The 23,188-nt window shown below is 53.0% G+C and carries 19 protein-coding genes; 3 read left to right on the forward strand and 16 right to left on the reverse strand.

Going from position 1 to position 23,188, the window contains the following annotated elements:
- Positions 1–42: 42 nt before the first annotated feature.
- Together cutC and OGX94_RS15405 are read right to left on the reverse strand one after the other, a co-directional pair.
- The gene (gene cutC / locus OGX94_RS15400; protein WP_257661890.1) at positions 43–789 is read right to left on the reverse strand and encodes a copper homeostasis protein CutC; all 747 of its coding nucleotides are present in this window, start codon (positions 787–789) and stop codon (positions 43–45) included.
- Positions 790–791: 2 nt separating this feature from the next.
- Positions 792–1,358: a VOC family protein gene (locus OGX94_RS15405; protein WP_003833855.1), complete on the reverse strand. Its 567-nt coding sequence runs from the start codon at positions 1,356–1,358 to the stop codon at positions 792–794.
- 238 nt (positions 1,359–1,596) lie between these two features.
- On the opposite strand from OGX94_RS15405, the gene argS reads away from it, so the two are divergent.
- Both argS and mrdA2 read left to right on the forward strand, forming a co-directional pair.
- Positions 1,597–3,330, forward strand: coding sequence for an arginine--tRNA ligase (gene argS, locus OGX94_RS15410; protein ID WP_003833857.1), 1,734 nt, complete (start codon positions 1,597–1,599; stop codon positions 3,328–3,330).
- 230 nt (positions 3,331–3,560) lie between these two features.
- Positions 3,561–5,498 carry a peptidoglycan DD-transpeptidase MrdA2 gene (gene mrdA2 / locus OGX94_RS15415; protein ID WP_003833859.1) on the forward strand — a complete coding sequence of 646 codons (1,938 nt, stop codon included), beginning with the start codon at positions 3,561–3,563 and terminating at the stop codon, positions 5,496–5,498.
- Here the strand turns inward: mrdA2 and bglB are convergent.
- The 10 genes from bglB to tar form a co-directional block, all read right to left on the reverse strand.
- The gene (bglB, locus tag OGX94_RS15420) at positions 5,470–6,609 is read right to left on the reverse strand and encodes a beta-galactosidase BglB (RefSeq protein WP_257661889.1); all 1,140 of its coding nucleotides are present in this window, start codon (positions 6,607–6,609) and stop codon (positions 5,470–5,472) included. The genes mrdA2 and bglB overlap by 29 nt on opposite strands.
- Positions 6,610–6,915: 306 nt before the next feature.
- Positions 6,916–7,308, reverse strand: a complete 393-nt coding sequence (gene flhE, locus OGX94_RS15425) for a flagellar protein FlhE (RefSeq protein WP_003833862.1) — start codon at positions 7,306–7,308, stop codon at positions 6,916–6,918.
- On the reverse strand, positions 7,308–9,386 hold the full coding sequence (flhA, locus tag OGX94_RS15430; RefSeq protein ID WP_003833865.1) for a flagellar biosynthesis protein FlhA: 2,079 nt from the start codon (positions 9,384–9,386) through the stop codon (positions 7,308–7,310). Before flhA ends, flhE begins: the two co-directional genes overlap by 1 nt.
- The gene (gene flhB, locus OGX94_RS15435) at positions 9,379–10,530 is read right to left on the reverse strand and encodes a flagellar biosynthesis protein FlhB (RefSeq protein ID WP_003833866.1); all 1,152 of its coding nucleotides are present in this window, start codon (positions 10,528–10,530) and stop codon (positions 9,379–9,381) included. The genes flhA and flhB overlap by 8 nt, the downstream gene beginning before the upstream one ends.
- 158 nt (positions 10,531–10,688) lie before the next feature.
- Complete coding sequence (cheZ, locus tag OGX94_RS15440; protein ID WP_003034659.1) at positions 10,689–11,333, reverse strand: protein phosphatase CheZ; 645 nt, start codon at positions 11,331–11,333, stop codon at positions 10,689–10,691.
- Between the two features lie 10 nt (positions 11,334–11,343).
- Positions 11,344–11,733, reverse strand: coding sequence for a chemotaxis response regulator CheY (cheY, locus tag OGX94_RS15445; RefSeq protein ID WP_003034656.1), 390 nt, complete (start codon positions 11,731–11,733; stop codon positions 11,344–11,346).
- Between the two features lie 17 nt (positions 11,734–11,750).
- The gene (locus OGX94_RS15450) at positions 11,751–12,800 is read right to left on the reverse strand and encodes a protein-glutamate methylesterase/protein-glutamine glutaminase (protein ID WP_003833872.1); all 1,050 of its coding nucleotides are present in this window, start codon (positions 12,798–12,800) and stop codon (positions 11,751–11,753) included.
- On the reverse strand, positions 12,797–13,669 hold the full coding sequence (cheR, locus tag OGX94_RS15455) for a protein-glutamate O-methyltransferase CheR (RefSeq protein WP_003833874.1): 873 nt from the start codon (positions 13,667–13,669) through the stop codon (positions 12,797–12,799). Before cheR ends, OGX94_RS15450 begins: the two co-directional genes overlap by 4 nt.
- A gap of 19 nt (positions 13,670–13,688) precedes the next feature.
- Positions 13,689–15,290, reverse strand: a complete 1,602-nt coding sequence (gene tap, locus OGX94_RS15460) for a methyl-accepting chemotaxis protein IV (RefSeq protein WP_103014296.1) — start codon at positions 15,288–15,290, stop codon at positions 13,689–13,691.
- A gap of 43 nt (positions 15,291–15,333) precedes the next feature.
- Positions 15,334–16,989 carry a methyl-accepting chemotaxis protein II gene (gene tar / locus OGX94_RS15465; RefSeq protein ID WP_003833879.1) on the reverse strand — a complete coding sequence of 552 codons (1,656 nt, stop codon included), beginning with the start codon at positions 16,987–16,989 and terminating at the stop codon, positions 15,334–15,336.
- A 406-nt stretch (positions 16,990–17,395) separates the two neighbouring features.
- On the opposite strand from tar, the gene OGX94_RS15470 reads away from it, so the two are divergent.
- Positions 17,396–18,655, forward strand: a complete 1,260-nt coding sequence (locus OGX94_RS15470; RefSeq protein ID WP_003833882.1) for a dicarboxylate/amino acid:cation symporter — start codon at positions 17,396–17,398, stop codon at positions 18,653–18,655.
- Positions 18,656–18,731: 76 nt separating this feature from the next.
- Here the strand turns inward: OGX94_RS15470 and cheW are convergent, their stop codons facing one another.
- Genes cheW through motA form a run of 4 tightly spaced genes read right to left on the reverse strand, consistent with a single transcriptional unit; the run spans position 18,732 to position 23,110 of the window.
- The gene (cheW, locus tag OGX94_RS15475; protein ID WP_003034638.1) at positions 18,732–19,235 is read right to left on the reverse strand and encodes a chemotaxis protein CheW; all 504 of its coding nucleotides are present in this window, start codon (positions 19,233–19,235) and stop codon (positions 18,732–18,734) included.
- A 20-nt stretch (positions 19,236–19,255) separates the two neighbouring features.
- The gene (cheA, locus tag OGX94_RS15480; RefSeq protein ID WP_197385787.1) at positions 19,256–21,292 is read right to left on the reverse strand and encodes a chemotaxis protein CheA; all 2,037 of its coding nucleotides are present in this window, start codon (positions 21,290–21,292) and stop codon (positions 19,256–19,258) included.
- Positions 21,293–21,296: 4 nt separating this feature from the next.
- A complete protein-coding gene (motB, locus tag OGX94_RS15485) occupies positions 21,297–22,226 on the reverse strand; it encodes a flagellar motor protein MotB (RefSeq protein ID WP_003034631.1) in 930 nt (309 codons plus the stop codon).
- Entirely contained in the window at positions 22,223–23,110 is an 888-nt protein-coding gene (motA, locus tag OGX94_RS15490) for a flagellar motor stator protein MotA (RefSeq protein WP_003034628.1), read from the reverse strand. Before motA ends, motB begins: the two co-directional genes overlap by 4 nt.
- Positions 23,111–23,188 lie beyond the last annotated feature (78 nt).

The following is a 23,188-nucleotide window of genomic DNA, read 5'->3' on the forward strand; positions in this document are numbered from 1 at the left end:
ACGAGCAAGCATCATATTGGGCGACATGATGCAACGGTAAAATCAGTTGGCCTGATGGTGTGCAATGATTGCTTTCATTTCAGCAACCGCCGCCCCGTCTACCGCATAGCGCGAATACTCATCCGCCTGCGCATCCGAAGACATCGACAACCCCGAATTGCGATAACGCATTGGTGAAGCCAGCCATACTCCGGCAGAACTGTGGACTTCCTGCACTCCAGCATCAAGGAGCAGGGACAAATTCGAGGCGCGAACCCCCGCTCCGGCCATAATGATTGGAGCACCGGGCTGCGCAATAAGTTCCATTATTTTTGTTAAACCTTGCGCCGCATCTGATTTTTGCCCTGAAGTGAGTACTCTGGCAACACCCAAATCAGCTAATTTTTTAAGCGCATTGAGTGGGTTAGCACACATATCAAAGGCCCGATGAAAAGTGACTTGCAGCGAACCGGCGGCAATCATTATTTTCTCCATGCGCGGCATATCGACATTGCCATCCGCATCTAAAATGCCGGTCACCAGCCCTGAGAATCCCAGTTCCCTGACCATCGCAATATCATCCAGCATTGCAGCGAATTCACCTTCGGTGTAGCAAAAGTCCCCTCCACGTGGGCGAATAATGGGATTGACGGGAATCGAAATGTGCTGGCGAACAGAACGCAAGACACCCAGTGACGGCGTTAAGCCCCCTTCTTTGGGTGCCGAACAAAGCTCAATACGATCCGCGCCGTTTTGCTGCGCCGTGCGCGCGCACTCCATGCTGTAACAGCAGATTTCCAGTATAGCCATGCTCACTCCTGACGTTCGCTTGCCACAATGGTTTCAATCGACCACGGATGGAATTTTATCGTCACGCTGCCATCGCTAACCGCCAGCGTCGGATTCGGTAAACGCTCACGCTCTCCTTTTGGCGAGCTGGTTTTCACAAAAATGCCCGGTTGACTCAGACCGTGATCGGAAAGCAGCGCCAGCGCGCGCGCATTCAGCGTTTCCGCCTCTCCCGGCAGAACAATTTCAATATGTTCCCAGCCTTCATGTGGGTAGCGTTTTTCGCCCGGCCACGGCAGTTCGACGATGGAAAATTGCCAATGTTGCACACAAACCGGCTCATGCAGTTTAAAAAGACAAATAGGTCTGCCGTTAATGATGTTTTCTGACAACAATTCACCGCACTGTTCAAACCCACGACGCCAGCGCTCTGCGGTGGTATTTTGATGGCAACGCAAGGAAATGTGATCGGCTTCCAGGCCTGTGATATCCAGCCCAAGACGGGTAGAAAGTTCCGTTAATGCCTGCGTGAAATGCGGTAAATCTGCAGAAATATCCTGTAGTTCTGCAACGGTTTGCCAGTTCGCCATATTAAAAGCTCATATCCATGTTCAAAGTCGCTAATTTACTCTGTTGCGCTGCGCCATCCAACCGCTGTTTTCTCCGAACACATCATGAATAAATTTACGCCATTGCATTGTTTATATTTCAGGCTACTGGCGGTACACACAATGCTGACGGCAACGGGCATTTGCAGTATACTCCCGCCCTTAATTCTTAAACTGGTGCGGTGAATTTTAGGCCGCTTCATAAATGTAAGGTATTCCGGTGAATATTCAGGCTCTTCTCTCAGAAAAAGTCAGTCAGGCCATGATTGCTGCAGGTGCGCCTGCAGATTGCGAACCGCAGGTTCGTCAGTCAGCAAAAGTACAGTTCGGCGACTATCAAGCTAACGGCATGATGGCTGTCGCTAAAAAACTGGGTATGGCGCCGCGACAACTGGCTGAGCAGGTGCTGACTCATCTGGATCTCAACGGGATTGCCAGCAAAGTTGAAATTGCAGGCCCGGGCTTTATCAATATTTTTCTCGATCCGGCATTTCTGGCGCAGCACGTTCAGCAGGCGCTGGCTTCCGATCGTCTGGGCGTCACTCAACCGGCTAAACAAACCGTCGTGGTTGACTACTCCGCGCCTAACGTAGCGAAAGAGATGCACGTTGGTCACCTGCGTTCCACCATCATCGGTGACGCGGCGGTGCGTACGCTGGAGTTCCTCGGTCACAACGTTATTCGCGCTAACCACGTCGGCGACTGGGGTACTCAGTTCGGTATGCTCATCGCATGGCTGGAAAAACAGCAGCAGGAAAATGCCGGAGAGATGGCGCTGGCTGACCTGGAAGGTTTCTACCGTGATGCGAAAAAACATTACGACGAAGATGAAGCCTTCGCGGAACGCGCCCGTAGTTATGTTGTGAAACTGCAAGGCGGTGACGAATACTTCCGCGAGATGTGGCGCAAACTGGTCGACATTACCATGTCGCAGAACCAGTTAACCTACGATCGCCTCAACGTTACCCTGACCCGTGACGACGTCATGGGCGAGAGCCTGTACAACCCGATGCTGCCTGGCATCGTCGCCGATCTGAAGGCGAAAGGGCTGGCTGTTGAAAGCGAAGGCGCTACCGTCGTATTCCTTGATGAGTATAAGAACAAGGAAGGCGAACCGATGGGCGTTATCATTCAGAAGAAAGATGGCGGCTATCTCTACACCACAACCGACATCGCCTGCGCCAAGTATCGTTACGAAACCCTGCATGCCGATCGCGTTCTTTATTACATCGACTCTCGCCAGCATCAGCACTTAATGCAGGCCTGGACCATCGTACGTAAAGCCGGTTATGTGCCGGATTCAGTGCCGCTGGAACACCACATGTTCGGTATGATGCTGGGCAAAGATGGTAAACCGTTCAAAACCCGCGCGGGCGGCACGGTTAAACTGGCCGATCTGCTGGATGAAGCGCTGGAGCGCGCACGTCGTCTGGTCGCGGAGAAGAACCCAGACATGCCTGCCGACGAACTAGAAAAACTGGCAAATGCGGTCGGTATCGGCGCAGTGAAATACGCGGATCTGTCCAAAAACCGTACTACCGACTACATCTTCGACTGGGACAACATGCTGGCGTTCGAAGGTAACACCGCGCCATATATGCAGTACGCTTATACCCGCGTACTGTCCGTGTTCCGTAAAGCAGATATCGACGAAAGCGCGCTGGCAAATGCGCAGGTCGTCATCAGCGAAGATCGCGAGGCTCAACTGGCGGCACGTCTGCTGCAGTTTGAAGAAACGCTGACCGTCGTTGCACGTGAAGGTACGCCACACGTGATGTGTGCTTACCTGTACGACGTTGCTGGTCTGTTCTCCGGCTTCTACGAGCACTGCCCTATTCTCAGCGCTGAAAACGAAGAGATTCGTAACAGCCGACTGAAACTGGCACAGCTGACGGCGAAAACGCTGAAGCTGGGTCTGGATACACTGGGTATCGAAACAGTAGAACGTATGTAATCACCTCAAGTAATATGAAAGCCCGCGCTATGTCGCGGGTTTTTTTATTTCCCCGAATTACCGCCCTCGTAGGCAGCACTATCAGGCCGACGAGAAACGGCTACGTTCACTGTAATTTGTAACAACCCACAAGGAATGACACATTTCCCTAGAGATATGGAACATCTTTTGCCTGTCATCCCGTCTAAGCCTCCGTATCATTAGGCGGCGAATTAATCGGGTACGGGTCAATGACATTCAGAGATTTTGAGGCGGAAGAAAAGCTCTTCCAGCGGCGTGTATTGGTGGCCTTTGGCCTGGTAGTCATCTGTTTTGGCATCCTGATTTACAATCTGTATAACTTACAAATCTGTCAGCACCAGTATTACACCACCCGGTCGAATGCAAACGACATCAAAATGCTGCCCGTCGCCCCAACGCGCGGCATGATTTACGATCGCAACGGCATCCCGCTAGTGCGCAACGTTACCTGGTACGATATTTCTGTTACGCCGTATAAAATCAGCGATATGAATGCGTTACTCCAGCAGCTCACGCCGATCGTTGACCTCACTCCTGATGACATAGACCAGTTTCGCCATGAGCTGAAAACCAGCAGCCGCTATCGTCCTGTGGTGCTAAAAAATGCGCTAACCGATGTCGAAATCGCCCGTTTCTCGGTAAACCAGTTTCATTTTAGCGGCGTCAACATCAATAGTTACGAAGACCGCCAGTATCCCTATGGCGCGGCGCTGGCGCATGTCCTGGGTTATGTTTCAAAAATCAATGACAACGACCTGAAAGCACTGGATCAAAAAGGTCTGGCGGAGAACTACGCCGCCGATCACAACATCGGTAAGCAAGGTATTGAGCGCTATTACGAAAACGAACTGCATGGAAAGACCGGTTATCAGGAGGTGGAAGTAGATAACCACGGACGCATCGTACGCCTGATCAAAGATGTGCCGCCCGTTGCCGGAAAAGATATCCATCTGACGCTGGATTTACATTTACAGCAATACATTGAGAGCTTGTTGGCTGGCCAGCGTGCCGCCGTTTTGGTTGAAGATCCACACGACGGTTCCGTACTGGCGATGGTCTCAAACCCCAGCTACGACCCTAATCCATTTGTCAAAGGCATCAGCTATCAGGACTATAACAAGCTACTCCAGGATAAAGACCTGCCATTAATCAACCGCGTCACGCAGGGATTGTACCCTCCCGCTTCAACGGTCAAACCGTATATGGCGATGTCGGCATTACTGAACGGTGTGATCACGCCGCAGACCAGTTTCTTCGGTGCCCCTACCTGGACGCTACCCGGCACCGAGCGACATTACCGTGACTGGAAAAAAACGGGCCACGGTATGTTGGATGTCACCAAAGCGATAGAAGAGTCTGCCGATACGTTCTTCTATCAGGTAGCGTATATGATGGGGATCGACCGGATTAACAGCATGCTCAGCCAGTTTGGTTACGGTAAACCGACCGGCATCGATCTTGATGAGGAGTATAACGGCCTGCTCCCGAGCCGTGAATGGAAGCAAAAAGTACACAAAAAAGCCTGGTATCAGGGGGACACTATTTCAGTTGGCATCGGTCAGGGCTACTGGATTGCCACGCCTATCCAGATGGTAAAAGCCATGGTCGCACTGATTAACAACGGCAAGGTTATCGTCCCTCACCTGCTGCTCGATGAAGAGAGCGGCAAAACCATCACGCCGTATCAGGCTCCAGAAGCACCTTCACAAATCGCCTCGGCCTCATCGCCCTACTGGGGACTGGTGCGTCAGGCGATGTTCGGCATGGCGAATGAACCAAATGGTACAGGTTATAAGTTCTTTCACACCGCGCCTTACGGCATTGCGGCAAAAAGCGGCACCTCGCAGGTCTTTAGCCTGAAAGAAAATCAGACCTACAATGCGAAGATGATCCCTGTCCGCTTGCGCGACCACGTGTTCTATACCGCATTTGCACCCTATAAGAACCCGAAGGTCGCGGTGGCGTTAATTCTGGAAAACGGCGGCAGTGATGGTGTCACCGCCGCGCCGGTTATGCGTCAAATCATGGATCATCTGTTTGCCCCGCAGGACAACACGGTACAAACAGTGACGACTGAACAATCAGGTCCGATAGCGGTATCGCCATTGAATACCGATATCAAAAATACTTTCGCAAGTATTCGGTAAGGCACAGCATCGCCATCGCCTGTCCGTAAGGCATGGAGGTCCGAGGGATGTTGCGGTAGAAATCAAGATTATGTCCCATCCCGGTACCAAACGAGGTGTGCAGCAGTTCACCTTCCGGTGAAATATGCTGCACAATGCCGCGAATGGCTTTTTCGGCCACCAGCGCATACTCTTGCCCAACATAGCGTTTACGTACTGCTTTGAGGATCCCATAGGCAAATCCGGCAGTTGCCGATGCTTCCAGATACGACTGAGGGTCGTCCAGCAAGGTATGCCACAACCCACTTTCATCCTGGCATTTCGCCAGCGCCGCGATTTGCGCGTTCAGGACCTGTACCAGATAGCGGTGAACAGCATTGTTTTCCGGTAAATCAAGTAATTCGAGGAAGTCCGGGATCACGATAGTTAACCAACTGTTGCCACGCGCCCAGCGGGCATTAGCAAAGTTATGATTTCCTTCATAGCTCCAGCCGTGGAACCACAGCCCCGTTTCTTTATCCATCAGGTTTTGCACGTGCAGCAGGAACTGATACGTTGCCTCTTCGATGTAGTCCGGGCGATTGAGTAGCTTGCCAATCTTCGCCAGCGGTAAAACCGTCATCATCAGCGTGTCATCCCACATCTGTTGATGGTTTTCTTCCGCCAGCGTGATGTGTTGCATACCACCAAATTCGGTACGCGGCATCTCATGCATTGCCCACTCCGCCCAGCTGTCGAGCCACGGCAGATACGCTGGGTTACGCGTCTCTTCAAAGCGATACGCCAACGTTAAAAATGGCGCCATGGTGTTCACGTTTTTGGTGGTTGCCCCTTCAGCAAAGCGATCGGCAAACCAGCTATCGATGATATCGCGCATTGTTTCATCGCCGGTTTGCAGATAGTACTGATACATCCCGTACAGGCCGACGCCATGTGTCCACTCCCATCCCGCCCAGCCTTTAGTATCAATTACGCGTCCATCGTCCAGACGCAGCAAGAACTCACCGGTTTCGTCATGAATATTGACCAGGTTATGCGTCACCTTTTTGATCAGCGTTTTTAATTCATCCCTGGCAATAAAATGTTCTGGCTGGCGCAATAACGGGCTATGTTTAACCGGGTAAACAATCATTTACTTAACCTCTGTCAATGTCGGATTCAATGCTGAGACTTGCCCCTGTTACGGCGCAGCAGCTTTTTTGGAGGCCCCGCAATCCTCGCTTTGACAATGGGCATCCTTATAGGGTCACAGTAAAAGCTAACGGGAAGTGAAACCTTTCTATTTCTGCCAGAAGGATTCGTTAAATGGCAAGAATACAAAGAGTCCGGCAACGTACGTCACTTATTTTATAAAACGGCGTTTCTATTTAATTGAGTGAGAGACTGAAATGTTGAAACAACCAGCAGTTTCAACTGCTGGTCTGAATGACGGAGGGTGTTAACGGTAGTTCACAATCACTTGATTGCTCTGAATGCGTAACGCGGGGATCAGGCGACCACCGCCGGGGACCTCCCAGACAAAATGCATCGGTTCAATGGCCGGAACGTTATTGAACCCGTTGGTGGTCCCACTTTGCCCGTCCAGCTCAACACAACGGGACTGAGAACATAAACGCACCCGCAAACCTGCGGGCGTGGGGCCATTCAGCTCATAGCGCCAGGCCACCAGCGTCATCAAGCCTGAGACCGGCTGGCTGGGAACCAAAGGATCAGACGAGGCTGACTGGCCACGGTGATTTAAGGTGATCCCCATGCCGCTTGCCTGCCAGGCCCCTTCTCCAGCGGCCTGCGCCACCAGAGGAAAAAACAACAACCACAGTAACTTACGCATTATTTACCTCCAATGGTCGCCGTCATGCGGATATGGCGGTTATCGGAAAGCTCCATATTCGATAACACCACCAACTGCGGGATGCTGCGACGTAAAAACCGCGCCAGTAACGGACGTAACGCGTGATTAACCAGCAAGACTGGCGGCGCGCCCAACATTTCCTGCCGGGACAGCGCTTCCTGAGTCTGGGCCAGCAGTCGGTCTGCAAGCCCAGGCTCCAGGCCGCCGCCCCCCTGCAGCGCTTGCAGCAGCAAACGCTCGAGCGGAGTATCAAGACCGATAACCTGAACCTCTTCATTACCCGGGAACCACTGCTGAGTGATAGCGCGTCCTAACGCAACACGGACGACCGCGGTAAGCTCATGCGGATCGTTTTGCAGCGGCGCATGTTCCGCCAGTGTTTCAAGGATGGTGCGCATATCGCGAATCGGTACTTTCTCGTCCAGTAAGTTCTGCAGCACTTTATGCAGCGTGGTGAGCGTCACAACGCCCGGCACCAGATCTTCCGTCAGCTTTGGCATCTCCTGCGACACTCGATCCAGTAACTGCTGCGCTTCCTGACGGCCAAACAGCTCAGCGGCGAACTGGCCAATCAGGTGGTTTAAATGTGTAGCGACAACAGTACTGGCTTCAACCACCGTAAAACCCTGAATCTGCGCCTGTTCCTTCAATGCGCTTTCAATCCAGATAGCGTCCAGTCCGAAAGCCGGATCGACCGTTTTCTCACCCGGTAGCGACCCGGCGGCAGTACCCGGGTTAATGGCCAGCCAGCGTCCCGGATAGGCGTCACCGCTGCCAATCTCTACCCCTTTCATCAAAATTCGATAGCGGGCCGGCTGCAGATCCATATTGTCTCGAATGTGTACCACCGGCGGCAGGAAGCCCATATCCTGGGCAAATTTCTTACGAATACTGCGAATTCGCCCCAGCAACTCACCATCTTGTTGAAAATCCACCATTGGGATCAGGCGGTAACCAACCTCCATGCCCAGCGAATCTTCCAGCTGCACGTCGTTCCATGTGGCTTCCACCACGGAGTTGTTTTCCGGCATTTTCACCGGCTGCGGTTCATCTGGCGCTTTTTGCTCACGACCGCGCATCCACCATGCCAGAGCCAACAATGCGGCAGTAAACATCAGAAACACCAGGTTCGGCATGCCCGGAACCAGACCCAAAAGTCCAAGTACCGCCGCACTGAGCAACATGACGCTGGGGTTACTGAACAGTTGGGTCACCATCTGTTCGCCTACGTCCTGGTCGGTACTCACGCGGGTCACGATAACGCCCGCCGCGGTAGAGATAACCAGCGCAGGAATTTGTGCCACCAGCCCGTCACCGATGGTCAGCAGGGTATAACTTTCCGCAGCGCTGCCCATGCTCATACCATGCTGCAACACCCCAACTAACAGACCGCCGACCACGTTGATCACCATGATCAAAATCCCGGCGATGGCGTCTCCACGGACGAATTTACTCGCACCGTCCATTGAGCCGTAAAAATCCGCTTCCTGGGTCACTTCCGAGCGTCGTTTTTTAGCTTCATCTTCGCCAATCAGACCGGCATTCAAATCTGCATCAATCGCCATCTGCTTGCCGGGCATTCCGTCCAGTACAAAGCGCGCGCCTACCTCGGCGATACGTCCTGCACCTTTAGTGATTACCATAAAGTTAATGATGACGAGAATCACGAAGACCACGATACCGATCGCGAAGTTACCACCCACCAGGAAGTGACCAAAGGCTTCAACTACCTTCCCCGCCGCCGCTGCGCCGGTGTGTCCTTCCATCAAAATGATACGGGTCGACGCGACGTTCAGCGCCAGGCGTAATAATGTGGTAAACAGCAAAATCGTCGGGAATGCGGCAAACTCCAGCGTACGCTGGGTGAACATCGCCACCAGCAGCACCATGATCGACAGCGCAATGTTAAATGTGAACAGCAAATCGAGGACGAAAGCCGGCAGCGGCAGCACCATCATCGACAGGATCAGCAGGATGAGGATCGGTCCGGCAAGGATTTGCCATTGCGTGGATTTCAGGTTGCTGGGCAGACGCAGCATCGCGACCAGATTAGCCATCAGTATTCTTCTCGTTCATGAAATCCAGTGCTTCTGGCACCGGAAGGTTTTCAGGTTGTGGTGGACGCTTGCCGCCAGCCAGACGCCAGCGTTTTAGCTGCCATACCCATGCCAGTACTTCAGCAACGGCGGCATATAATTGACCCGGTATTTGCTGACCAATTTCAGCATGGCGATAGAGCGCACGCGCCAGTGGCGGCGCTTCTAATGTCGGGACACGGTGCTCTGCGCCAATTTCACGGATGCGCAGCGCAACCAGCCCGGCCCCTTTCGCAACAACTTTCGGGGCACTCATTTTGTTCTCGTCATACTTCAACGCCACTGAGTAGTGCGTAGGGTTAGTGACAATAACGTCTGCTTTCGGCACATCCGCCATCATGCGACGCTGAGCGGCCGCGCGCTGCATTTGACGAATTTTGCCCTTAACGTGCGGGTCGCCTTCGCTTTGCTTAAATTCATCGCGGATATCCTGACGCGACATACGTAGCTTTTTCACATGGCTATAGATCTGGAAAAAGACGTCGAACCCCACCATCGGAATAACGCCAAGTACCACCAGTAGTGCACACATACCGACTAAATCCAGGGCGTTGCCCATCGCCGTAATCGGTGACTCCGCCATCAGACGCATCATCGCCGGCCAGTTATGCCAGAGATAAAATCCGGCCACGCTTCCCACTAACGTGGACTTCAGTATCGCTTTGAGCAGTTCTGCGCCGGTTTGCGCGGAAAACATGCGCTTAATGCCCGGCAGCGGATTCAGCTTCGAGAATTTGGGTTGCAGGGATTTACCGCTGAAAATCAAGCCGCCAAGCATCACCGGGGAGATTAAAGCCACCAAAACGACGCCGGTAATCAACGGCAACAGCGCAATCATCGCGTCTTTAATCAGCAGGATGATTTGGCTGAGGATCAGATTCGGGTCGTTAACCATGCTATGGTCAAAACGTAATCCGGCCGACAGCATGCCAGCCAGTCTGCGGGCAAGCGACTCCCCACCTATCCAGATAATGCACACACCCACCAGCAAAATAAGCAGTGAGGTTAGCTCTTTGGATCGGGGGATCTGCCCTTCTTCCCGCGCTTTTTCAAGTCGGTGGGGTGTGGGGGCTTCTGTTTTGTCGTCGTCGCTTTCTTCTGCCACGCATCAGACCCTGGATAGAGATATAGGCGAGAATGATGCCAGAACAGCTATCCAGCAATGGGAAGAGTAAGCGGTAAAAAAGACGGGATTTATGGCTTTAAGCAGAATTGCGCGTAAGCCGGATGAGAGGCCCACGCCTCACATCCGGCAAATACTCATCAGAACCCGAGGCTATCCAGCAGGTCGTCAACCTGATCCTGACTTGCCACTACACCGGCTTTCGAGGCGTCAACCTGCGGGCCGTTAAGCAAGCTTTCGTTTTCACGTTTTGGACGTGCGCCCTGTTCCGGAATGTTTTCCAACAGAACCATCAGCAGCTGACGTTCAATTTCCTGGATAACATCCATCATGCGCTTGATGACCTGTCCGGTGAGATCCTGGAAATCCTGCGCCATCATGATGTCCAGCAACTGGGCATTGGTAAAGCTGGTATGTCCAGGCACATCACCAAGGAACTGACGGGTATCGGTGACCAGTTCACGAGCATCGGACAGTTCGATCGGATTTTCGAACCATTCATCCCAGCGTTTGGTCAGGTCTTTGGCCCCTTTTTCCATCGCGTCCTGATGCGGCTGCGAAGCTTCTACGCTGTTTAGCGCACGCTCCGCCGCCTGCGCGGTCATCTGCACAACATAATCGAGACGATCGCGGGCATCAGGAATCGCTTCTGCCGCTTCGGCAATGGCCTGATCCAGCCCCAGTTCACGCAAGCTGTCGCGCAGCATTCGGGTCAAACTGCCGATGCGCGCGATGATGTCCCCTGCAGAGTGTTCGTCAGCAGGTTTAATTTGTGGTTGCATCATCATCACACCCTCACATGCCCAGTTTCTCAAAGATTTTATTCAGTTTTTCTTCCAGCGTCGCCGCCGTGAACGGTTTCACGACATAGCCACTGGCACCTGCCTGTGCTGCCGCAATGATGTTCTCTTTTTTCGCTTCTGCCGTGACCATCAGCACCGGCAGAGAAGCCATCCCGCCATCGGCACGGATGGTTTTCAGCAGTTCCAGTCCATCCATGTTCGGCATGTTCCAGTCAGAAATAACAAAGCCGAATCCCCCAGCCTGCAGCTTGTTCAGCGCATCCACGCCATCTTCAGCCTCTTCAACATTGTTGAATCCCAGCTCTTTAAGCAGGTTACGCACGATGCGACGCATGGTGGAAAAGTCATCCACAACCAAAAACTTAAGCTCTTTATCCGCCATAAAAATAAACTCCTGATTCAAATACGTATTGCCTGTCCGGCACTAATTTTCACCAGCATTTGCTGGCTCACCTGGCTAAGATCGACCACTTCGCTTACGCCACCCATATTGATGGCCTCGCGCGGCATGCCGAACACCACACAACTTGCTTCGTTTTGCGCAATGGTCCAGGCTCCCGCCTGATTCATCGCTAACATTCCGGCTGCGCCATCGTTGCCCATACCGGTCAGGATCACCCCGACGGCATTGCGCCCCGCATGTTTCGCCACCGAATGGAACAACACATCCACTGAAGGCCGATGCCGATTAACCGGCGGACCGTCATGAATTTTGATTTGATAGTTCGCGCCGCTGCGCGCCAGTTCCATATGCTTGTCGCCCGGCGCGATATACGCATGCCCTGGAAGTACGCGCTCTCCGTCCTCTGCCTCTTTCACGGTTATCTGGCACAGTTTGTTCAGACGTTCGGCGAACGAACGGGTAAATCCTGGCGGCATATGCTGGGTAATAAGAATACCCGGACTTGAAAGCGGCAATGGCTGGAGTACATGGCGAATTGCCTCTGTTCCTCCGGTTGACGCCCCAATCACCAGCAATTTTTCCGAACTGAGTAATGGCCCTGCCTTCAAGGTCGTCGGTGCAGCCATGGGCTTATGGGCCGCCAGTTTTGCCCGCGATGCGGTGCGGATTTTCTCCGCAATCATCTCGCTATACGCCAGCATTCCTTCGCGGATCCCCAGTTGCGGTTTGGTGACAAAATCAATCGCCCCCAGCTCCAGCGCCCGCAGCGTGACCTCTGAACCTTTACCGGTCAGCGAAGAAACCATGACTACCGGCATCGGACGCAGACGCATCAACTTCTCAAGAAAGTCGAGGCCGTCCATGCGCGGCATTTCCACGTCCAGCGTCAGGACGTCGGGATTGTATTTTTTGATTAAATCCCGGGCGACCAACGGATCCGGCGCCGTCGCCACCATTTCCATATCACTGTGACTGTTAATAATTTCGGTCATGATTTGACGCATCAATGCAGAATCATCTACCGACAACACCCTGATTTTACTCATGCTTTATCCTTACCTGGCGCATGCGCATACACGGTCTGTCCACGCAGGCTAAACTCGCGCACAAGGTTGCTAAAGTTTTCTGAATGACCTGCAAACAGCAGCCCGTCAGGTTTAAGAAGTGGAACAAAACGGTGCAAAATGTCCTGTTGAGTCGTTTTATCGAAATAGATCATCACGTTACGACAAAATATGGCGTCGAACGGTCCTGGCACGTTGTACTGCTTATCCAGTAAATTCACGCTGGAAAATTCAACATGCCCTGCCAGTTCCTGCCGAACGCGTACCAGCCCTTCATGCGGCCCGGTGCCGCGCATGAAATAACGCTGCAGCTGCTGGGGTGACAGCGTCTTTAGCTCATCAAGGCGATAAATGCCATTTCTGGCCTTTTCCAGCACTTCGGTATCAATGTCGCTGGCAAAAACACGCCAGCGGCCCGGTGCCATACCTAAGGTATCGGCAAGCGTAATCGCAATGCTGTAGGGTTCTTCTCCGGTTGACGCCGCCGCGCTCCAGACGCGGTATTCACCGTTGCGCCGACGAGCATGATCTGACAGCACCGGAAAATGATGCCCTTCGCGAAAAAACGCGGTCAGGTTGGTCGTCAGGGAGTTAATAAAAGCCTGCCACTCAGCACTGTTCTGGTTAGCTTCCAGCATGCTGAGATAGCGACCAAAGTCATCCAGCCCCAGGGTACGCAGACGACGAACCAGGCGGTTATAAACCATGTCCCGCTTATGGTCGGCCAGTACGATCCCCGCACGCTGGTAGATTAATTGACATATCCGACGAAAATGCGCGTCAGACAGCGCGAGGCGCTGTGTCATCTGTAACAATAATGACGTTTGCCCGGAGGGCAGAGATGATGTCATAGCGCCTTCTCAATCACATTCAGGATACAACGGGCGCAACCTGAGGCTGCGCCAACTCTTGTTTTGCTACGGTTTGCTCTTCAAGTTTAAAAAATGCGACACAAGCAGAAAGATGATCGGCCTGCGTCGCAAGTTGTCCGGCGGCGGATGCGGCTTCTTCCACCAGACCGGCGTTTTGCTGCGTCACGGAGTCCATCTGGCTGACGGCCTGCGCCACCTGCTCAATGCCTCTGCGCTGTTCATCGGATGCCGAGGCAATCTCGCCCATGATGTCGTTAACCCGGGTCACCGAACTGACAATTTCCGTCATAGTGCGCGACGCCATATCCACCAGTTGCGATCCCTGATGCACCCGGGTGACGGATTCCTCAATCAGTCCCTTAATTTCTTTCGCCGCCTGTGCGCTACGGCTTGCCAGATTGCGCACTTCTCCGGCGACGACGGCAAAACCACGCCCTTGCTCCCCCGCTCTGGCGGCCTCTACCGCGGCATTCAACGCCAGGATATTGGTCTGGAAGGCAATGCTGTCAATCACCCCGATAATGTCGCCGATTTTCTGCGAGCTGGCAGAAATCTCATGCATGGTGCTGGCGACCCGGGACGTCTGCTCGCCACCTTTATGCGCTGTGTCTGCCGCACTTTTGGCGATTCCTGACGCCTGGCGTGCGTTATCAGCGTTCTGGCCGACGGTGGCGGTCAGTTGTTCCATGCTGGCCGCCGTTTGCGCCAGCGCAGCCGCCTGCTGTTCAGTCCGTGAAGACAAATCGTTATTGCCCATCGCGATTTCTGAAATACCGCTATGCATGGCTGAGCTGCCCTGACGAACGTCACTTACCGTTTCGCGTAACGCCTTTTGCATCTTCTGCAGGCTGGCAAAAATAGCCGAGATCTCATTGCGCCCATAAACCGCTACCGGTCGTGCCAGGTTCCCCGCGGCAATACTGTCGAAATGGCTGCCAATAATCGCCAGCGGCTGAACGATCATCTTGCGTGACCAGAACAGCGCACCGCTGGTGAGCAGTGCCGCCAGTACCACCATGGTGGCGAAAATCACCCCCGACATATGGTAATTACGCTGACTCTGCTCCCCCGCCGTTTGCAACACGCTGTCAATGTTGCTCTGCCACGCATTCACATTCGCATCAAAAGCATCCTGAGCCGCCTGCACCGGCGCGGTCAGAAAATCTGACAACTGATTGTTTTCAAGCCAGGTTGCCTGATGCGCGAGAGCGCTGTGCCACTGGCTGAAGCTATTCTCCGTTGCGCCAAACAGCGCCTTGCCTTGCTCCGTCGAATCCGACGTCGCCATAAAGCGTTTAAACATCAATTCAGACTGCGTCAGGCTATCGCGCGCGAGGGTCATCAGCGTTTTGATGTCCTCTGGCGGATAGCTCAGGGCAGTCAGCGTCCCTGCCTTATTAAGGGCCGTACTGGCCTGTAATAACACAGCGCGGGTTTGGGCCAGCGCAGCGCGTTGCTGATTACTCCGTTCGACCTGATTCAGGTTCTGAAAACCGTCCCGAAATGCCCAGAAGGACAAGCCATTACTGCCAATCTGCAAAACTCCGCAGAGGATCAAAATCAAAAACAGCGTGGTCGAAATTCGAATACGATTAAACATCAACGCTCCCATCGGGCGGCACTGGCCGCGGTTTAACTATCAGTCAAAATGTTTCCCAATTGGTATCTTGTTCAATGCTCTGGCGCGGATAGGATGCGCTCGGGGCTGCAGGTAATCGTGTATCGCGTGGTTTTGTCGACGCCGGACGAGACGCAAGACGGAAAGTCGATACCGACTGCGTTAAGCGACTGGCCTGTTCTTCAAGAGCGGCCGCTGCGGCAGCTGACTCCTGTACCAATGAGGCGTTTTGCTGCGTAACACGATCCATTTCAGAGACCGCGAGCGCAACCTGATCAATCCCCCGGCTTTGCTCGTCAGATGCCGAGGCAATCTCGCCCATAATGTCTGTCACCCGCGTCACGGCATTGACGATATCGTTCATCGTTTCGCCGGCGCTTTCTACCAGTACGGAACCGGTATCAACCCGGGAAACGGAATCTTCAATCAATGCCTTAATCTCTTTCGCCGCCTGCGCACTGCGGCTTGCCAGATTACGCACTTCACCCGCCACCACAGCAAAGCCGCGGCCTTGCTCACCGGCACGCGCTGCTTCAACCGCCGCGTTCAGTGCGAGAATGTTGGTCTGAAAGGCAATGCCATCGATGACGCTGATGATGTCGGCGATTTTCTTCGAGCTATCGGCGATTTCGTGCATGGTGTTCACCACGCTATCAACCACTTTGCCGCCATGCTGCGCGGTATCGGACGCGCTTTTCGCCAGTTGCGAGGCCTGACGCGCGTTGTCCGCGTTTTGCTTCACGGTTGCGGTCAGCTGTTCCATGCTGGCTGCGGTCTCTTCCAGTGCAGACGCCTGCTGTTCCGTACGAGATGAAAGGTCAGTGTTTCCGCTGGCAATTTCGCTGGTACCGGAATAAATCGCATCAGAGCCTTCACGCACCAGGGTGACGGTTTCCGTCAAGGAGCGCTGCATATGATCAACCGTACTGGCCAGCTCGCCGATTTCGTTACGACCGCTAACAGCGAGAGTTGCGGTCAGGTTACCGCTGGCGATTTCCCGGATATGGGCAATGACACGGGACAGAGGATTAAGCAGGGTATGACGGATGCCGTACCAGACCACCACCAGAATCAGCACCAGCACGACGGCCAACACGCCAAGCTGCCATTGGGCGAAATGGTAATCCCGCGCGCTTTGATCAAATGCCTGGACGTAAAGCTTTTCGCTAACGCTGGCGTACTTGCCCAGCGCCTCGCCGAGCGCGTTTTGCATTCCCTGCGTAGGCTGCGCGAAGTAGGCATCCATATTGCCGCTTTCCAGAAACTGAACCAGTTCTGCCAGGGCAGCATGGTACTGCTGATATTTTTCCTCGACGTTGCCGCTGGCTTCTGCCATTTCCGGCAACGGTGTGATGTTTTTAAATTTTGCGTAATGCGTTTCGGCCTGCGCCAGCGATGCTTTCGCATTCTTCAGCAGATCGTTTTTAGCGCTGCTTTGCTGGTTAGACGCATCCATCATCATGCGCGCAGAAGAACGGCTTAAATTGATTCGTGTCTGCAGCATCAGATCCCATGTTGAGGTGAGTTCACTTTGCTGCTGTCGAAGATCGTTAGAAATAACAAAACTTTGCTGATTCTGCTGCAATGAAGAAAACAACAGACCACCGGAAACAAGCTGTAGCAGTGCGAAAACCCCCAGCACCATCATCAGCATTGTGACAACGCGGATACGGTTAAACATAAGGCACCTTCCTGAAAACAAGTTATCAACGTTATCGGCACTCGCTGAGATAACTTTACGTTTGCGAAAAGGAAATCCTGAAGGGATGTGAAGCCTGGCGAGGGGAAAATAAAACGGGTGCGCAGCAACCACAAATCATTCACATAAAAACACCATAATTATCATGTAAATAACATTTATTTTCATCGATGAGCACGGCCAGAATGGCCGAAGTACGCATTTTTATGTGATTGAGATCACACATACGCATCGTAAATACCACAACAAAATGGATAAAAAATTAAAAAAAGTTGTATCCGCTTACGCTTTAATCCAATTTATATGATGAATACCTCGTTACCACTTAATAAGTATAAAAAATGAGTAACCGATCAATAAATGTTAAATCCTTACTGAGGGCTTTTTAGTGGCAAATGCAAACAAACTCACGTTGTTTATCGTGATCTTCATGCTGGCGGGGATCCTGTCGGGTGCGGTGATCCACTCTTATGCCTCCCCCGGCGTTGTGACCGCCTGGGCCGATAACATTACGCTTCTTACCGACATCTTTTTACGCCTGATTAAAATGGTGATCGCGCCTTTAGTATTCAGCACCCTGACAGTTGGTATTATGCGCCTGGGAGAAACGTCCACCATCGGACGCGTGGGCGGCAAAGCGATGATCTGGTTTATCAGCTCTTCTATATTGTCTATCCTGGTCGGTCTGTTTGTGGTTTCCCTTGAGCAACCTGGCAGCGGGCTGAACCTGGCGATCCCGCTGGAAGCCACCGACACCGGCCTGGCCGTGGGCGGCATGAGCCTGAAAGGTTTTCTGACGCATACCATTCCAACCAGCATCGCCGAAGCGATGGCTAACAATGAGATCCTGCAAATTGTGGTGTTCTCAATGTTCTTCGGTATTGGTGGCGCATCGCTCGGAGAGAAATTTAACGCTCCACTGGTTGCCGCGCTGGATGTGGTTTCCCACATTATGCTGAAAGTGACTGGCTACGTGATGTACGTTGCACCGCTGGCTATTTTTGCCGCCATCTCTTCCGTAATCTCCACCCAGGGGCTGGGGATCCTGCTTAACTATGCGTCGTTTATCGGCGGCTACTATGTGGCGATTTTACTGACCTGCCTGGTTCTGCTGGCTGTGGGTTATGTCATGCTGAAAAAAGAGGTATTTCGCCTGGTAAGCATGCTGAAAGACCCGGTTCTGGTCGCATTCACTACCAGCAGCTCTGAGGCCGCTTATCCGAAAACGCTGGAGCAATTAACTAAATTTGGCTGCTCACCCAACATCGTGTCATTCGTGCTGCCTATCGGTTATTCGTTTAACCTGGTCGGTTCCATGGTCTACTGTTCATTTGCCTCCATGTTTATCGCGCAGGCCTATAATATTCACCTCTCCTTCGCAGAAATCACCGTCCTGATGCTGACGCTGATGCTGGCGTCCAAAGGGATTGCCGGTGTGCCACGTTCAGCACTGGTAGTGTTGGCTGCAACCATCCCGAGCTTTAACATTCCGGTCGCCGGGATCCTGTTGCTGATGGGAATTGACCACTTCCTGGATATGGGACGTTCAGCAATCAACGTATTAGGTAACGGGATTGCAACGGCGATGCTGGCGCAGGATGAAGGTTTACTGGAAGAAGAACCCGAGCTGGTTGAGCGGGAAGCGTAAGAGAGAAATCTGCCGGATGCGCTACGCTCATCCGGCCTGCAACAGCAATCATTGTAGGCCGGATGAGTTATGGCGATTATGCGACGTGGGAAGCGGCAATATCCAGCAGCGCCATTTCTTCGCTGTTCAGCAGCTTCTCAATGTTGACCAGAATCAGCATCCGGTCACCCAGCGCACCCAATCCCGTCAAATATTCCGTTGACAGCGTGACCGCAAACTCCGGTGCCGGACGGATTTGATCCGTTGTCAGCGACAGCACATCCGAGACGCCATCAACCACAATTCCAACCACCCGCTGACCCAGATTCAGCACGATCACCACGGTGTTTTCGTTGTAATCCACATCGCTCTGGCTAAATTTCACGCGCAGGTCGACGATAGGCACAATCACACCACGCAGGTTTGTGACGCCTTTGATAAACGCTGGCGTGTTAGCGATGCGCGTCACCTGATCATAACCACGGATTTCCTGCACTTTCAGGATATCGATACCGTACTCTTCATCCCCCAGCGTAAACACGAGGAATTCCTGACCTGACGGTTCGCCGGCCAGTTTAGTTACATTACTCATACCGGTCATATTATTCCCTTCTCACTCAATCAGGCGGCTGTGATCGCCACACGTTGTTCGCGGTTTAACCCCTGCAATGCAGAGACATCGACAATCAGCGCGACGCTGCCGTCGCCGAGGATCGTTGCAGCAGAAATACCTGGCACTTTGCGGTAGTTGCTTTCCAGGTTTTTGACCACCACCTGGTGTTGGCCAATTAACTGATCCACCAGCAGCGCATAGCGACGCCCTGCACTTTGTAAAATGACCACTATGCCCTGAGTCGCTTCAGTTTTAGCGCCTTCAACCTCAAAGACTTTCCACAACTCAACCAGCGGTAAATATTCGCCACGCACTTCCAGAACGCGCTCTCCTCCGGCCAGCGGATGGAGATCTTCTTCGCGCGGTTGCAGCGATTCCATAACGGCATTCAGTGGCAGAATGAAGACCTCATCGGCCACACGCACGGACATCCCGTCGAGGATCGCCAGCGTCAGCGGCAGCAGAATGCGAATAGTGGTCCCCTGTCCCTGTTTAGACTGGATCTCAACATGGCCGCCCATCTCCTGGATATTTCGCTTCACCACATCCATACCCACGCCGCGTCCGGAAACATCCGTCACCTGTTCGGCGGTCGAAAAGCCTGGAGCGAAGATCAGCATACCCACTTCGTCATCGCTCATGTTTTCGTGGATCGGCATGCCCTGAGAGACAGCTTTAGCCAGGATACGTTCGCGGTTCAGGCCAGCGCCATCATCGGTCACTTCAATACAAATATTCCCGCCCTGATGCTCCGCGGAAAGCGTCAGATTGCCGATTGGGCTTTTGCCGGATTCAAGGCGTTTTTCCGGCAATTCGATACCATGGTCGAGGCTGTTACGCACCAGGTGCGTCAACGGATCGATGATGCGTTCAATCAGGCTCTTATCGAGTTCGGTTGAGCTACCAACCTGCGTCAGCTCGACCTGTTTACCCAGCTTACCGGCCAGATCGCGCACCAGACGAGGGAAACGGCTGAACACGTACTCCATTGGCATCATACGAATCGACATCACCGACTCTTGCAAATCTCGGGCGTTACGTTGTAACTGACCCATACTGGTGATGAGATCGCCGTGATTGACAGGATCCAGTTCGTTAGAGCGCTGGGCCAGCATCGACTGCGTGATCACCAACTCGCCAACCAGGTTAATAAGCTGATCAACCTTTTCAACTGCTACGCGGATACTGGTCGACTCGCTGGCGCGGGCGGGTTTTTCACGTTCCGCGCGGCTATGTGGTGCTTCACTGGCGGTAGCTTTCACCGCAGGTGCCACAGCAACCGGCTGCGGCTCAGTGACAACAGCCACCTCATCAGCTTCAGCTGCCACAGGCTCTGCGCTGACGGTTTCGAATTCAATTTGGTCGGCTTCAATGACAAAGCAAAGCACCGCGATGATGTCATCTTCTGCGAGGTTGCCATCAAGCGTTGCTGATAACGTGTCGCTTCCTTTTACCACATCGGTTAAGGTCGCCAGATTCGCCAGTTCCTCTTCCAGTAAATCCACTTCGCTGGCTTTCAGGCGCGAGAGAGTAATGCGTTTTTTGCTCTCTTCACTGGCGGGTTCAGGCTTTGCAACCGCCTCTTCCTGCATCGCGGCGCTGTCAACAACGCTAAGTTTTGCTGGGTTGACAACTGCCGGTGCGGTTTCACCTTTCGCTTCGAGCGCTAACTGCCGTAACGCCTGGCAGATATACTCAAAACTGTCGGCATCAGGCTCCACTGAGCTTTTATAGGCGTCGAGCTGTTCCTGCATAATATCTTTCGTTTCCAAAAACAGGTTGATAATGTCGGCATTGAGCTGCATCTCGCCACGCCGCGCTTCATCCAGCAGGTTTTCCATCAGATGGGTCGTTTCCTGCAAAATGGTAAAGCCGAAGGTGCCCGCCCCGCCTTTAATCGAGTGCGCTGCACGAAAAATGGCATTCAGCTGTTCGGAATCCGGGGCTTCAGGAACCAAATCAAGCAGGTGTTGCTCCATATCAGCCAACAGTTCGTCAGCTTCATCAAAAAATGTCTGATAAAAATCGCTAATATCCATGCTCACGCTATCACCTCGGATTGGCTGGTGGCGATGTGGGAACGCTTACCGGCGGGAGTTCCGCTGGCCGTTGTAAGACACTTACCGGCTCATTCTGGCTTTCAGCGTTTTCATGCAAAATGGCCTCTTCTGCCTGCTTATTGAGAACCAGCAGGCTAATACGGCGGTTGATAGCGTCTTCAGGACCGCGATCGCTCAGACGCATCGTGGCGGCCATACCTACCACACGTAATACTTTTCCATCATCCAGACCGCCGCTAACCAGCTCGCGACGCGATGCATTTGCGCGATCGGCAGACAATTCCCAGTTGCTGTACCCTTTCTCACCATTCGCGTAAGGGTAATCATCCGTGTGACCGGAAAGGCTGATCCGGTTAGGGATCCCGTTGAGCACTGGTGCAATCGCGCGCAGGATATCGCGCATGTACGGCTCAACTTCAGCGCTACCGGTCTTAAACATCGGACGATTCTGACTGTCGATAATCTGTATCCGCAGCCCTTCCTGAACTAAATCAATCTTTAAATGCGGACGCAGCGCTCGCAGTTTGGGATCGGATTCAATCAGTTGATCGAGATCGCCGCGAAGTTTGCTCAAGCGGCTCTGTTCCATACGTTTTCTCAGGTCATCAATATTCGGCTGTTTGTTCACCTCGCCCTGCTGCTGGGTGTAATCATCCCCGCCGCCTGGAATCGGGCTTTGGCTATTCGAAATACGATTTCCCCCGGTCACTGCGGTGGCCAGCGGTGTACGGAAATATTCGGCAATCTGGATCAATTCTTTAGGGCTGGAAATAGAAATGAGCCACATCACCAGAAAGAAGGCCATCATCGCGGTCATAAAATCGGCGTAGGCGATTTTCCACGAGCCATGCGCCCCACCACCGTGATTCTTATGCTTGCGTCGCTTTACAACGATAATGGGATGAGCCTGATTTTTCATGCGTCCTCGGTCGTCTGTTGCGCAGTTGGATTTCTCACCGCACGAACATGTTCTTCCAGTTCGATAAACGAAGGACGTTCGCTGGAGTACAGTGTTTTACGACCAAATTCAACGGCAATCGGCGGCGCGTAACCATTCAGATTGGAGAGCAGCGTTATCTTCACGCACTGCATCATTTTGGTTGTTTCAGCGCTTTTCTGTCGCAGAACGCTGGCAAGCGGAGAAATAAATCCATAGGCCAGCAAAATACCGAGGAATGTTCCCACCATCGCATGCGCAATCAACGCACCCAGCTCTGCTGCCGGGCGATCGGCAGAAGCCAGCGCATGCACAACCCCCATAACGGCCGCGACGATCCCGAATGCCGGTAGTGAGTCGCCGACCATCGCCAGACTATTCGCCGGGACTTCAGCCTCACTCTCATGAGTCTCAATTTCTTCGTCCATCAGCGCTTCAATTTCAAACGTATTCATGTTGCCGCTGATGATCAGGCGCAGATAATCGACAATAAAATCAAGCATTACAGCATCCGCAAGAATGCGCGGATAGCTGGCGAAGATTTCACTTTCTTTTGGGTTTTCGATGTCGCGCTCAAGCGAGAACATGCCCTGTTGACGTGACTTGGCCATCAGGCGATACAAGAGCGCCAGCAGATCCATATACATCGCTTTGGTGTATTTCGAACGACGGAAAAGCAACGGGATCGCTTTCATCGTCCCTTTGATGGCTTTCCCGTTATTGCCGACGATGAATGCCCCAATACCCGCACCACCGATAATCACCAGCTCAGCCGGTTGATAGAGTGCCCCAAGGTGTCCGCCGGTCATCATGTAACCGCCGAAAACTGTACCAATAACAACCAGGTAACCTAATAAGATAAGCACGACATCATCCTTTCGCAATTGACTATGACAGGATGCGCAGTCGGGCAATTAACGTAAGGTCAGGACAAAAAAAAGCAG

This window comes from Citrobacter sp. Cpo037, from assembly GCF_030332945.1.
In the GTDB taxonomy this organism is placed as follows: domain Bacteria; phylum Pseudomonadota; class Gammaproteobacteria; order Enterobacterales; family Enterobacteriaceae; genus Citrobacter; species Citrobacter portucalensis.

Excerpts from the sequence above, each read along its gene's own strand:
- cheZ (WP_003034659.1), bottom strand. The coding sequence starts at position 11,333 with ATGATGCAACCACAAATTAAACCTGCTGACGAACACTCTGCAGGGGAC.
- OGX94_RS15405 (WP_003833855.1), bottom strand. The coding sequence starts at position 1,358 with ATGGCGAACTGGCAAACCGTTGCAGAACTACAGGATATTTCTGCAGAT.
- motB (WP_003034631.1), bottom strand. The coding sequence starts at position 22,226 with ATGAAAAATCAGGCTCATCCCATTATCGTTGTAAAGCGACGCAAGCAT.
- tap (WP_103014296.1), bottom strand. The coding sequence starts at position 15,290 with ATGTTTAATCGTATTCGAATTTCGACCACGCTGTTTTTGATTTTGATC.
- flhA (WP_003833865.1), bottom strand. The coding sequence starts at position 9,386 with ATGGCTAATCTGGTCGCGATGCTGCGTCTGCCCAGCAACCTGAAATCC.
- bglB (WP_257661889.1), bottom strand. The coding sequence starts at position 6,609 with ATGATTGTTTACCCGGTTAAACATAGCCCGTTATTGCGCCAGCCAGAA.
- cheW (WP_003034638.1), bottom strand. The coding sequence starts at position 19,235 with ATGACCGGTATGAGTAATGTAACTAAACTGGCCGGCGAACCGTCAGGT.
- cheR (WP_003833874.1), bottom strand. The coding sequence starts at position 13,669 with ATGACATCATCTCTGCCCTCCGGGCAAACGTCATTATTGTTACAGATG.
- OGX94_RS15450 (WP_003833872.1), bottom strand. The coding sequence starts at position 12,800 with ATGAGTAAAATCAGGGTGTTGTCGGTAGATGATTCTGCATTGATGCGT.
- cutC (WP_257661890.1), bottom strand. The coding sequence starts at position 789 with ATGGCTATACTGGAAATCTGCTGTTACAGCATGGAGTGCGCGCGCACG.
- tar (WP_003833879.1), bottom strand. The coding sequence starts at position 16,989 with ATGTTTAACCGTATCCGCGTTGTCACAATGCTGATGATGGTGCTGGGG.
- cheY (WP_003034656.1), bottom strand. The coding sequence starts at position 11,733 with ATGGCGGATAAAGAGCTTAAGTTTTTGGTTGTGGATGACTTTTCCACC.
- mrdA2 (WP_003833859.1), top strand. The coding sequence starts at position 3,561 with ATGACATTCAGAGATTTTGAGGCGGAAGAAAAGCTCTTCCAGCGGCGT.
- flhE (WP_003833862.1), bottom strand. The coding sequence starts at position 7,308 with ATGCGTAAGTTACTGTGGTTGTTGTTTTTTCCTCTGGTGGCGCAGGCC.